A 12,595-nucleotide genomic window follows, 5' to 3' on the forward strand; every position below is an offset into this window, starting at 1 on the left:
CCCTGCCCCTGCCCCTGCCCCTCAGAACAGCGAAACGCCGGCCAATGGTGGCAGCAACACGCCGATCATGCAGAACACCGTTTCCGGCTTCGGCCAGACGGCCGGTGATCCGGGGCCTTATTTTTCCGCTCCCATGGGCACCCAGCATTTCCTCGGTGACTGGGGTGGCGTGCAGCCCTGGCTGCTCAAGCATGGCATCCATCTGATGGCCGCCATCAATGAGGAGTTTGCCGGCAACTTCACCGGCGGCAAACAGCGTGCTTACTCCGACGCCGGACAGGTCGGAATCGAACTGGACGTTGACTGGGACAAACTGGCTGGCATCCGGAACTTCTGGACGCATACCCTGATCGTCAATGGTCACGGCCAGAGCGTCTCCCGCAATTTTGGCGACTCCATTGCTGGCGTGCAGCAGATCTACGGCGCCCGAGGCAACGTGGTGGCGCATATGGTCGCGATGTATGGCGAAGCGTCCTTCGTCCATAATCGCATCGACGTCAGCGCAGGCTGGATTCCGGTCGGAAGCTTCTTCGCTGCCTCCCCGCTGTTCTGTGACTTCATGAACGTCGCCATGTGCGGCAATCCGGCACCAAACAAGTATACCGAAGGCAATCGTGACTGGCCGTCGGGCAATCTGGGTGCAGTGGTGCGTGTAATGCCAACCATGGACACCTATGTCATGGCAGGCCTCTTCGCCGTCAGTCCACACGCCTATAATGGCGGCATCTCGGGCTGGTCCTGGGCACAGTCGGGCCTCGGCAAGTTCTCCACCCCTGTTGAAATCGGCTGGACCCCGCGCTTCGGCCACAATCAGCTTCAGGGCCATTACGTTGTCGGCTATTCCTACGACAATTCACGTTATGTGAACCTGTACGAGGACATTCACGGCAACTCCTGGCAGGCCACGGGTCAGCCGCGTCGCTACGAAGCAGGCCGCAACAGCGCCTGGCTCATCATCGACCAGATGCTGATGCGCAATGGCCCCGGCAACACGAATGGTCTGATCGCCATGGCAGGCGCAATGTACAGCGATGGCAAGACCGTCGCGATGCGCGATCACGAATGGGCTGGTCTGGTCGATACCGGGTCCGCATGGGGCCGTCCGCTCGATACGGTGGGCGCGATGTACCAGCATTTCAACATGAGCCACACGGCAGCCCTGCAGCAGGAATCGTCCCTGGCCCTTGGCCTGCCCTATCAGGACAACCAGTGGGGCGCGGTCTATGGTCCGCAGAGCCATGAGAACGTGTACGAACTGTTCTATTCTGCCCATATCGCCCGGGCGATGGCGATCCAGCCCGACTTCCAGTACATCCAGCGCCCGAGTGCCACGACGACCTTCCACGACGCAGCAGTTCTGGGCGTTCAGTTCACCGTGGTTCTCTGAAGCTTCAGAACACCTTTGGCCCATATGAAAAACGCGCCCTCCCTTGCAGGAGCGGCGCGTTTTTCATGCCCGGTTTTCCGATCAGGAAAAATCAGAAGGTGATACCCGTCTCGAAATCCAGAAGCAGCGGATTCTTGTAGCGGTTCGTGCCACCCGTGCTCCAGATATACTGCGCACCCGGCCGGATCACGAGCCACGGCGTCGGACGCCAGCCATAGTTCAGCTCAAGTGCATGTTCGCCGGAGGGCTTGTTGATGCCCTGTGCGCCACCAGCCTGCATCTGACGGGCCCAGATCGTCAGTTTCGGGTTCACCCACAGCATCTTCATGCCAATGCTGATCGTATCGTTCGGACGATCACGGAACGTGCCCTTGCGGGTCACACCCCAGGTGATGAAATACGGTGCGACCGACGTCCGCGGATCACCCCAGGTAAAGGACGTGAACAGCGTCGTACCACGGTTCGGATCGCCCTGATCACGCTGGAGCATCCGGTCAAACTGGAACCAGCCACCGAACCGTCCCCGCACCTTTTCGCTCGGGGCCGAAATCAGATACTGCGCCGGCACACCAAAACTTCCGAGCTTGGAATAGACGTCGCTGACTTCGGACGTATCCCAGTAGCCACCGATCTTGATGTTGGTCTGGAGCGGACCGCTGTAATCATCCTTGCCGCCCTGATGCCAGCCAAGCTGGAACGGCAGATAGGTGCCGGTCGCATCATGGAGGTTCAGCTTCCAGCCGTTATGGGTATTCGAGATCACCGGATCGACCGAATACGCGCCGAACTGAACCAGATAGTGGTCGTTACCAGCCGGATAGAACTTCACCCATGCCCCCGGATGGGCCGTCGGATACCAGCCATAACCCGAGTTCATGGCGATGGACTGCGGCATACCGCAGATCGCGTTAGATTCGAACTGACAGTACTGGCTCATGCCCCAGTAGACCGAGGACTGCTCGAAATCGTTTTCGGTGTTGATCTCACCGACCTCGGTCGTGACGTATTTGTTCCAGGGCATTTCCCAGGACAGACGCGTCAGACGCACCGTTTCACCCGAGCCGAAAATCTGCTGCGGGCTGTCCATTGCCGGCAGGGTGGCCCCAATGCCCAGACCCTGACGCGCCGTGATCAGCGTATGGAACATGCCGAGATTCAGGCCCGTCAGTTTCTTGAGGTTGAAGTCGACATTGATGCCGAATTCGTCCGCATAGCGCACGGCCTTGGTCCTGCCACCCATCGGATTACCCGCACTGTCCTCAAGATAGTGCCCGCCGATGTTGATGCCCTTGTCCGTCAGCCAGGTGCGCCACCCACCCCAGTCACCGGTCATGGTGCTCTGGGTCAGCCAGTCGTGAAAGGATGCCGGAAAGAAACGGTTTTCAGTCGAATCAGATGTATTCGCGGCTGTCTTCACACCAGTTTTCGTAGGGGCCGGTTTCACGAGCAGCGGTATGGGCGTGATGGACTTCGTCCGGATCTGCGGCGTGCCCATGGTCGCGGTACTGGTTGCGGCCGCCGCTTTCTGGTGTCCGTCCACGATCTCCGCGGGCGTCGTCTGCGCATGGCCCACCGATGCGACGCCGGGAAGTACCGCTGTCATGGCACAGGCCGTCAACAACGCTTTCGTCCAATCCTGTCCGAACGTCCCCATCTTCCAAACTGTCTCCCCATGGCACCGTAGCAACCGCTGATCTTCAGTCAGGCGGCGGCCCAATGTCATACAGACCGGAATCGGTCCAGAATAGAGGGATGAAGTTGTCAGTTTTCGTAATATGTCTTCGGCACCACACCCGAGCAAAACCGGCGACAGTTTTTATCGGGAGATTTCTCCCGGATTACAAAAGTTTAACGCTACAGTTTTTTCAGGCTATTCGCCGATCACAGTTGTGTGTTCCCGGTCCCACCGTCGAGTCAAAGGCTCCAGAAGCGCCAGAATGACCACCACCCCGGCCGCCACTTCACACAGGGTCCGGAAGAGACCCGCATACAGCGACGCCCCTGCCCCTCCCGCGACGACCTCCGGCGGCAATGCCGCCTGATTGGCAATAAGGCTGCCCACATACATGGCAATCCCCCAGAGCAGATACAGGGCACCCATCATGAAGCCGCTCAGCCGCGCGGGCGAGTAGCGCGCAACGATCGCCAGCCCCAGCCCGTTCGTCAGAAGCTCGGCCAGGGACAGGAATCCGTATCCCACCACCATGATCCAGGGCGAAACCAATCCGCTCGCATGCGCCGCCGCAGCCCACCACACCGCAAAACCGACCGACACCATGGCATAACCGACGAGCATCTTGCGGGCATGGGAGGTCTGCTTCCGCTGCTGCCCCATCCGGTTGTACAGAAACGCCAGAACCGGACTGAGGATCATGATCCAGACGGAATTGAGAACCTGAAACTGACCCGCCGACATATGAAAGAGTGTCACGCCAGCAACCCGGTAGTCACCGGAAACACCGCGCAGGGCGAAAAGCGTCAGAGATGTCATCATCTGCTGATAGAAAACGAGATAGATCGTCCCCTGCAGACATAGCAGATAGGTCAGACGCAGCCCCGCACGCTCGGTCCGGGGAGCCCGCACATAGAGCGCAGCCCAGATCGCTGCCAGACCCACGCCCGCCGCAATCACGCACAGACGCGCCAGCGTGTCGCTGCCCAGAACCCAGGCATTGAAAACGGTCAGAACAGCAAGAGCGCCCGCTACAAGCCCGAACCGGGACAGTGGCACTGGCTGCTTTTCCGCAACCGGCGTTGTGGGCTCAAGCCAGCTGGAGCGCAGCACATAATAGAGCAGTCCGATCCCGAGCCCGACAGCACAGGTCGCGAAAGCAACGGGTGCGCCATAATGGATCTGAAGCCACGGCGTAAGCAGCATGGAGACGGTCGAGCCAACATTGACGGCCATGTAGTACAGCGTGAAGGCCGCATCGAGCGCGGCATCATCACCCTTGTAGATCCGGCGGACCAGATTGCCGGCATTGGGCTTGAACAGACCATTCCCGGTAGAAATCAGCGCCATCGCCACCAGAAGCAGCGTATGGGACTGAAGAGCCGCCGCGAGAAAGGCATATCCGCAGGTCAGCGACAGGGCACCCATGACCATGGTTCGCCGCGCGCCCAGAACACGGTCACCGACGACGCCACCAATGACGGGCGTGATATAGGTCAGGGCACCGAAAGCCCCCATCATGAGATTGGCCGCGGCATCAGCCATCCGGAGCTGCTCGACCATAAACAGCGTCAGGACGGCCTGCATGCCGTAATATCCGAACCGCTCCCACAGTTCGATCGCCAGAACGACAGTAAACGCCTTACGGCGCAATCCCGGAGCGGACGCCCCGTCGGGAGAAAAAGAAGAAGCGGTCATGCAGAACCCGTCAGATACCAGAAGACGGGCCGCACCTTACGGCAAATGCCACTCCCCGGCGAGGATCAGTGCGTGGGTGCTGATGAGGCAGAGGACAAGCACGAAGATCAGCGCCACGATCCCGCCGATGATGTCACTCCACGGCCATTCCGGCAGTCTCGACCGGACGCGACGCACCATCCCCATGTCTTCAGCTCTCCTGCTGGCTGAAGAAGGCCTCCAGCTCGGGGGAGACAGTACCGATATGAACCTGCAACGTCACCAGCAGATCGCCGGCCGGATGCTTTTTATCCGCACCGATCCCCCGCCCGGACAGACGCAGGACCTTGCCGCTGTCGGAATGCTTCGGAATCTTGACCGAAACATCGCCTTTCGGGGTCGGAACAGCAATCTTGCCGCCCAGAATGGCCGTTTTCAGGTCCAGATTCTGCGTGATCCGCAGATTACGGCCCTCGCGGACATAACGGCTGTCGGGCGTTACGGTAATTGTCAGAAGCGCGTCACCCGGCACGCCCGGCTGACCATCCATTCCCGGACGACCGGGGGCTCCCTTGCCGCGCACGCGCAGGGTCTGGCCATCTTCCACCCCTGGCGGGATACGGACCTCGGTATGCCCTCCCTCGCCCAGTGTCAGATCAAGAGACGTCCCGAGGACAGCCTGCTGGAAGGAGATCGTCACCGCATAACGGCGATCAGACCCCTTGGACGCACGTCGCCCGGCTGCGCCACCCGGCTGAAAATCGCCACTGAAGCCACCACCGAACATGTCCGAAAAGAAAGATCCGAGATCTTCCTGATTGAAACCGCCCTGAAAACCCTGCGCGCCCGGCCGTGGACCGCCAGGACCATATCCACCACCCCCAAAGCCACCGCCGAACGGCCCGCGCTCCTGACCTTCGGCATCAATCTCGCCACGGTCAAAGCGCGCGCGCTTTTCCTTGTCGCCAATGATATTATACGCCTGCCCGACCGACTTGAAGCGCTCTTCGGCCTTCTTGTCGTCCGGATTGTGATCCGGATGGTACTGCTTGGCCAGCTTCCGATACGCGCTCCGGATTTCCTTGTCCGTTGCCGTTTTCGAAACGCCCAGTACCGAATATGGGTCGCTCATGTCATCTCCCCGTCTTCTTCAGGTCCCTCATCCAGCAGGGAAATCAGGACCGCAATGACTTCATCCTGCGGGAACCCGGCCCGCACACCGTCTGAGATCAGGGCCTGCAGCTTCGGGCGAAGATAATCCTCTGCGGGATGTCCGTCGTCTGCCATTTCTGATCCTCCGTTATTGCCAGATGTGTGATCGCACGGGGCTGGGGTCAATGTTTCAGAACAAACTCTGCAATATCAGACACTACTGCACCATCCAGCGGAAGCGATCCATCCGTAGCCGGAACCGCGTCCAGATCCGCCAGCGGATGGGCTGCATTCGGCATCAGGACAACCTGCGCCTTCGGATCAGCCGCCTTCAGCAGGGGCAGGTCTTCAGTTGCGCTGACCTGACGATCCGCCGCCCCCTGAACGATCAGAACCGGCCCATGATAAGCCTTGAGCAGAGCCACAGGGTCATGATGGAAAAGATCGATCATGTAGTCCTGAACGGCTGGATGAAACAGCTGGCGCAATCCCGGATGAAGTGTCTGGACATCCACATGATGCCCGGCTTCGAGCGCATCGATCGCCCCGTCGATCTGCGGCAATACCGTCTGCGCCGAAGGCAGGGCATGAAGCTGGCCACGCAGCACTTCAACCAGAGGTCGACCTGCGGTGGACAGAAGAATCAGTCCACAGATACCGGCCTGCCCCTGCGCAGAAGCCAGAGCGACCAGCCCACCCTCGCTATGTCCTGCAAGCCACACACAGCGCGCACTGGTTCTGGCGCGGATGACCGCAATCCAGTTCCGCACATCCGCAGCATAATCCGCAATTGTGACGTGGTTACCGTCCGCTACTGCTTTCCTGCTGCCGAACATGCCACGCTTGTCGATCCGGACAGAAGAAATGCCATGAGAAGCAAGGCCATCCGCAATCTGCCGCAACGTCGCAGGCTTCGGCCCCAAAGCCGAATTTCCATCCCGGTCCGTCGGCCCGGAGCCCGGAATCATCAGGACGACGGGCGTACCGGTCCCCGCATTCACGAAGGTTCCTGCCAGCGGCCCCAGAGGGCCGGGCGCTTCAATGGCGACGCTCTCAGCCGCAAAGGCATGAGACGACAGTCCGCAGCCCCCCAACAGGAGCAAAAGGAACCGAAACACTGCCGGCTTCATTCTGCGTCTCCTGTTCAGGTGTCCAACGTCACAGCCTTACCTTGTAAATGCTCTGACGAAGGCGTTCTGCTGTTTGACTTCGACGGGGAGTCTGGTGTCGGTGAGGGCTTTGCCCTGCCATCCGGCGCCGAGGGCGATGTACAGCGCGACGGCGTTGCGGACGCGGGCGAGGCGGCCGACGACGGCCTGGTCCTCGGCGGACAGGGCGGTCTGTTCGGTCGTCAGCACGTTCAGGTACCCGGTCAGACCGGCCACGAACAGCTTCTGCGCCCGGTCGCGGGCGAGGCCGGCATCGACCGCAGCCTGGTTCAACTCCTCGACCAGTTCGGCATTGTGCCGCCAGTCGCCCATCGCGTCCTCGACATCCGCAAACGCCTTGAGCACCGTCTTGCGGTAGTTCAGGCGGCTGCCCTCGGCCTCGGCCCGGGCCTGCGCGATCGCGGCGGTGTAGCGACCACCATGGATGACCGGCAGCGTCGCCATCATCATGAAGCTCCACGCCATGCCGCCCGCCTGGAAGGCCTGATAGGCGGCCGAGGCGTTCGGATTGAATGTCAGCGGGATCATGAATTTCGGATAGAGGTTCGAGACCGCAATGCCCACGCGCGCCGTATCGGCGGCGTATTCGGCCTCGGCCACGCGGATGTCGGGCCGGTTGGCGAGAACGATCGACGGCAGGCTGTCCGGGAAGCGCGGCAGATCCGGGATCGGACGGCGCTTTTCCAGCTCTTCCTCAAGCTGGCCCGGCATGTCGCCGACGAGGACGGCGATGGCATGCATCAGCCGCTCTTCCTGCTCGTGCAGGGGCGCCAGACGCGAGCGTTCGAGATGCTCTTCCGTCTGCGCCTGCGCCACGGCCAGCGTGTTGCCCAGACCATGGGTGTAGAGCTTTTCGGTCAGTTCGCGCGAGCGCATGGCCACGTCGATGGCACGCTCGGTGACGGTCAGACGTTCCTGCACCGAGCGCAGTGTCACATAATCCGTCGCCATCTCGGCCAGCAGTGCCAGCAGAACGCCACGGCGGTTCTCGATCGATTCCTCGACGATCCGCTTGCGCTCTTCCACCTGCCGGGAAATATGCCCGAACAGATCGACTTCCCAGCTCGCCCGCGCGCCATAGGTCAGGACCGAGGCCTCGGGGCGGTTGGCCGGATTGCCCGGACGCAGGGGCCAGTTGTCCACGTTGATGGAGTAGCGGTCATCGCCACCGCCGGCGGCCACATCGAGCTGCGGATACCAGGCCGACTGCGCCTGACGGCGGACGGCGCGCTCGGCGATGATGTGCTGCGAGGCGATCTGCAGGTCGTAATTGCCCTTGATCGCCTGCTCCACCAGCTCGTTGAGCATGGGGTCGTGGAACTGCGCCCACCACTCCTTCATGTCCTCGGCTGACTGCGCCAGCGCATCGGCCGTCGCGGGCCGGGGCTGCTCGACGAAGGCGTCGGGCACCTTGATCCGGTCCGGCTTGAAATTCGGCCCCACCGTGCACGCCGTCAACGACAGGCAGGTGCCCAGAGCAAGGGCCATGGCCCGGGTGAAAGAAGTGCGTGACATGTCAGAGGTGGTTCTGCAGCCAGGTGGTCAGACGTCCGCGCGCGCCCGGCGTCTCACGCCCGATCGTCACGGTGGCCGTCATGCCGGCCGCCAGCGTGATTTCCGGCGGCACGTTGTCAAACTCCAGACGCACCGGAATACGCTGCGCCAGACGCACCCAGGTGAAGATCGGGTTGACGTCCGGCAGGCCCAGCTTGTCGGACACGCCGTTCTGGTCGTTGATGCCGCGGCCGATGCTGACGACATGCGCCATGATGATCTGCTTGTAGCCCATCAGCTTGATCCGGGCCTCGTCCCCCACATGCACGCCGTGCATCTTGGTTTCTTCGAAGTAGCCGTTGATCCAGTAGCTGTGCGCATCGATCACCGCGAGCCCCGACACGCCGGCATGGGCATAGTCACCCACCCGCAGGTTCAGGTTGGTGATGTAGCCGTCCACCGGGGAATAGACCGTCGAGCGCTGCAGGTTCAGCAGGGCGGTGTTCAACTCGGCCTTGGCCGCGTTGACCTTGGCGCGCTGGGTTTCGACATTGGAGTTGAAGTCTTCCTGCTCTTCCGCCGAGACGATGCCGCCCAGCCCCATGCGGCGCTTGGCGTCGGATGTGCGGAGCTTCAGGTCTTCCTCGGCCCCGGCCACCCGGGCGCGGGCGGCGTCGATATCGAGGCGGAAGCGCACCGGATCGAGCACGAAGAGGGGATCGCCCTTGTGAACGAACTGGTTGTCCACCACCGGCACGGCCACCACCGTGCCCGAGACTTCGGGGGCTGCATCCACGACATAGACGCGCACACGGCCGTCACGGGTCCAGGGGGCGAGGACATAGATGTCCCACATCGTGCGCCCAAGCCCGATGGCCAGCGCCAGGACGATGAGGGTCAGCAGGACACGGATCACGCTGCGGGTCCAGTTCATTGCCGACCCCTCCTATACGTAAAGGATGAGTAGACAGAGAACACAGACATAGAGCGCTATTTCAAAGAGGGCGACGTGCCAGAACCATCCCAGCGCACCCGTGCGCCACAGGATGCTTCGCAGCAGGAGCGTCACAAAGACCGCCGCAACAGCATAAATGGAAAGCGGAGCAACGAAAACGCCAAACAGGTCAACTTCAGCCAGCATCAGGGACCGACCCCACCGTCAACCACCAGACGGCAAACCGCCAGACTGTAAGACAATTCGTCCACAACGCTCCTCGCTCGTCCATCGCGACTCCCTCGTCACAGAGAGAAGTCCGTGGGCGATATAGATCAAAAACTGAACTTCCTGACGAAAATGTCAACTTGATCTGTTTCCATTTTTAATGGTGTCATATAACCTATTGCCATGTCAACAGATGAGGTATCACCGGAAAATGGCTGTCCAGTACGATCCGTCCATCCTTCGGGACAGCAGTTTTCATGACATGGGGCTGACCTTTCATGTCCTGCGTCTGTCGAGTCTGTGGCGCGCGCAACTGGACCGACTTCTGCGGCCCGAGAGCATGACACTCGCGACCATGCGACCCATGGCCTACCTCATGGTGATGGGAAACGGGATGAAGCAGAGCAATCTGGCCTCCGTCATGGGGGTGGACAGTTCCGCTCTCGTGCGCGTTCTGGATCATCTGCAGTCAGAGGGTCTGATTTCACGGGAGCCGGACCCTCAGGACCGGCGTTCCAATCTTCTTGTCCTGACGACCGCCGGACGTGAACGGTGCCGTCAGTTCCATCGGATCGCGGCCGAAATGGAGGCCAGGCTGACCGAGGGGCTTCCCGCAGATGCGGCGGACATGCTCCGGAGTCAGCTTGGCATGATGGAAGGGAAGCTCTCCCTGTCCGGTTTTTCTTCCTCCTGATTTTTCGGACCTGCCATGCGCAATCCTCTCCGTCAGTTGTTTTCTTTTGACCGCGACAGTGTGCGCTGGCGCAATTTCGTCTCGACGGCGGCTTTTACGGCACGGGTGTTCCTTGCCATCGGCATTGCGCTCTTTCTGGCGTTCATGATCCAGTTGGAATCCCCGATGAGTACGGTCACGACCGTCCTGATCGTGGCCAATCCGACTGTGGGCGCGCTGGTCTCCAAAAGTGTATGGCGCATGACCGGGACGGTGATTGGCGCGGCGTTGAGTACGGCTGTCATGGCCATGTTCGTGCAGTCGGCCGTCCTCTATTTCATGGTGCTTTCGGCCTTCGTGGGGCTGGCCTGCATGACGGCCACCTGCCTGCGGTATTTCCGGGCCTATGCGGCGGTTCTGGCCGGTTACACGATCATCATCGTGGCCGTGCCGGCGTTTACCCATCCCGAGAACATCTTCATGTCCGCCATGATGCGCGTGTCGGATGTGGCGCTCGGGATCGTGGTGACGGCAGCGGTTTTCATGGTGACGTCCCCCCGGCGACGGCAGGGCACGGTGGATGCCCTGTCCAGCGCGTTCCGCGAGACCCTCCGACACGCGCTGGTGTTTCATGAAGGGCTGATGAACCGCTCGGGGACGCAGGAAAACCTGACGGCAGAACCGCTTGCGGTGGAGGGCGCCTTCCGGACGCTGCCGCAGACCCTTTATGACGGAAGGCAGCGGCTTCTTGGGCAACTCGGCCGTCTGGGCCCGGCCATCGAATACGCGGCGACGGACAATCCGGACATTCATGCCGGTGTGCGGGGATACCGGCTGGCTGTCAGCCGCATGACGGGGCTGGTTGCGTCCTATCATCCGTACTGGCGCAATCTGGGGGCGGCAAATCCCCTGTCCGCACCCGTTCATCGTGAAATCCGTGACACACTGAACCAGCTTCTGGCCCTGACGGAAGCTCCGGGCTGGATTGACCGGCCCGAAAGCGTTCTGGGCTGTCTGGACCACGCGCTGGAGCGACTGGAGTTCCTGGAACGCGACGCGACATCACCGGCGGTCCAGGCGTCTGTCGATAATGTCCGTGATATTCTCCTTCAGCTTCGCGAGACGGTCCGGGATCTGTCCAGCCCGAAGGGGCCGCATGTCCGGGTTCGGGTGCTGCCTTATCTGGAATGGATGTCGGCAATCTATAACGGTCTGCGCGGGATGCTGATCGCCTTTCTGGCCTGCATGATCTGGTACATCACCTATTTCCCGACCGGGCCGATGATGATCATGTATGTGGTCGCGGCGTCGAGCCTGCTGTCCACGGCGCCATCGGCGGCCCGGGCCAGTCTGCCGATGGCGATCGGGACGGCACTGTCGGTTCCGGCCTGCTGGCTGTGCCATATTGTGGCGCTTCCCCGCATTGATGGCTACCCGATGCTCTGGCTGTCAGTCTGTGCCTGCATGCTTCCGGGGGTGTGGCTCCAGTTCCATCCGCGCTACGGAGTGGGGGCCTTTGGCTATACGGTCTTTCTGGCCATGCAGTTGATGGTGACGAATGAGATGGTTGCCAACGATATCGCCCTCATCAACACCTGGCTGGCCATTCTAATGGGCTGCGCGCTGCTGGTGCTGGTGTTCCGGGTAATCATGCCGGCCGATCAGCGCCTGTATGCCTCACGGCTCGTCATTTCCCTGAGCCGCAGTCTCCAGAGCCTGTCCGCCCAGCCGACGGCGAAAGTGCCGTCCTGGATGGCGTGGGAAGGGACGCAGATCCAGAAGGTATCCAGCCTGCTGATGCGGCTGTCTCTCGTGACGTCTCCGATCGACCGTCAGGGATACGCTGATGGTGCGTTCGCCGCCCTGTCGCTCGGGCGCCTGCTGATCCGTCTCCGGAAAGCAGTGGAGCCCGCCGGTCTGGATCGGGCCCAGACCGAGGCCCTGAATGCGGCCCTTGCGTCTTTCAGGGAACTCCCCCGCGATCCCACCCGGACAGCGGCCTCCCTCATCCATGCCGCCCGGCTGATCGGAGCGGGCGACTGTTCGGGCGAGGAAGGGCTGTTCCGTGTCCGGCTGGTGTCCTGCCTGGAACAGATTGCCCATATCCTCGACAGCATTCCGGGATTTTTCCATGCAGATGGCCCGCTGCATCTGTGGTTCGACGAAACGGGACCCGCGACCCTTGTTGCGGTCAATCCGGCACGATGAC

Annotated in this window: 12 protein-coding genes; 3 read left to right on the plus strand and 9 right to left on the minus strand. The window is 61.4% G+C overall.

What is annotated here, in order from left to right:
* Positions 1-1,387: carbohydrate porin (locus ABF859_RS09890; protein WP_415527615.1), on the plus strand; the 1,387-nt coding region annotated here is incomplete at its 5' end.
* A 91-nt stretch (positions 1,388-1,478) separates the two neighbouring features.
* Here the strand turns inward: ABF859_RS09890 and ABF859_RS09895 are convergent.
* The 9 genes from ABF859_RS09895 to ABF859_RS09935 all read right to left on the minus strand — a co-directional run bounded on the left by ABF859_RS09895 (position 1,479) and on the right by ABF859_RS09935 (position 9,692).
* Positions 1,479-3,041 carry a carbohydrate porin gene (locus tag ABF859_RS09895; protein WP_415527616.1) on the minus strand — a complete coding sequence of 521 codons (1,563 nt, stop codon included), beginning with the start codon at positions 3,039-3,041 and terminating at the stop codon, positions 1,479-1,481.
* Between the two features lie 216 nt (positions 3,042-3,257).
* Positions 3,258-4,757, minus strand: coding sequence for a peptide MFS transporter (locus ABF859_RS09900; RefSeq protein ID WP_415527617.1), 1,500 nt, complete (start codon positions 4,755-4,757; stop codon positions 3,258-3,260).
* 36 nt (positions 4,758-4,793) lie between these two features.
* Entirely contained in the window at positions 4,794-4,943 is a 150-nt protein-coding gene (locus tag ABF859_RS09905; protein WP_194260487.1) for a hypothetical protein, read from the minus strand.
* Between the two features lie 4 nt (positions 4,944-4,947).
* Positions 4,948-5,868: a DnaJ C-terminal domain-containing protein gene (locus ABF859_RS09910; RefSeq protein ID WP_415527618.1), complete on the minus strand. Its 921-nt coding sequence runs from the start codon at positions 5,866-5,868 to the stop codon at positions 4,948-4,950.
* Positions 5,865-6,023 (minus strand): hypothetical protein, encoded by a 159-nt coding sequence (locus ABF859_RS09915; RefSeq protein ID WP_165919964.1) that lies wholly within the window; start codon positions 6,021-6,023, stop codon positions 5,865-5,867. The genes ABF859_RS09910 and ABF859_RS09915 overlap by 4 nt, the downstream gene beginning before the upstream one ends.
* Before the next feature lie 47 nt (positions 6,024-6,070).
* Positions 6,071-7,018, minus strand: coding sequence for an alpha/beta hydrolase (locus ABF859_RS09920; RefSeq protein ID WP_415527619.1), 948 nt, complete (start codon positions 7,016-7,018; stop codon positions 6,071-6,073).
* Positions 7,019-7,054: 36 nt separating this feature from the next.
* Positions 7,055-8,572 carry an efflux transporter outer membrane subunit gene (locus ABF859_RS09925; protein ID WP_415527620.1) on the minus strand — a complete coding sequence of 506 codons (1,518 nt, stop codon included), beginning with the start codon at positions 8,570-8,572 and terminating at the stop codon, positions 7,055-7,057.
* 1 nt (position 8,573) lies between these two features.
* Positions 8,574-9,485 (minus strand): HlyD family secretion protein, encoded by a 912-nt coding sequence (locus ABF859_RS09930; protein ID WP_011253626.1) that lies wholly within the window; start codon positions 9,483-9,485, stop codon positions 8,574-8,576.
* A 12-nt stretch (positions 9,486-9,497) separates the two neighbouring features.
* Positions 9,498-9,692: a DUF1656 domain-containing protein gene (locus ABF859_RS09935; protein ID WP_041111784.1), complete on the minus strand. Its 195-nt coding sequence runs from the start codon at positions 9,690-9,692 to the stop codon at positions 9,498-9,500.
* Between the two features lie 232 nt (positions 9,693-9,924).
* On the opposite strand from ABF859_RS09935, the gene ABF859_RS09940 reads away from it, so the two are divergent.
* On the plus strand, positions 9,925-10,407 hold the full coding sequence (locus tag ABF859_RS09940) for a MarR family winged helix-turn-helix transcriptional regulator (RefSeq protein ID WP_415527621.1): 483 nt from the start codon (positions 9,925-9,927) through the stop codon (positions 10,405-10,407).
* Between the two features lie 15 nt (positions 10,408-10,422).
* A complete protein-coding gene (locus ABF859_RS09945) occupies positions 10,423-12,594 on the plus strand; it encodes an FUSC family protein (RefSeq protein WP_415527622.1) in 2,172 nt (723 codons plus the stop codon).
* Position 12,595 lies beyond the last annotated feature (1 nt).

The organism is Gluconobacter sp., from assembly GCF_047722525.1.
Lineage (GTDB): Bacteria > Pseudomonadota > Alphaproteobacteria > Acetobacterales > Acetobacteraceae > Gluconobacter.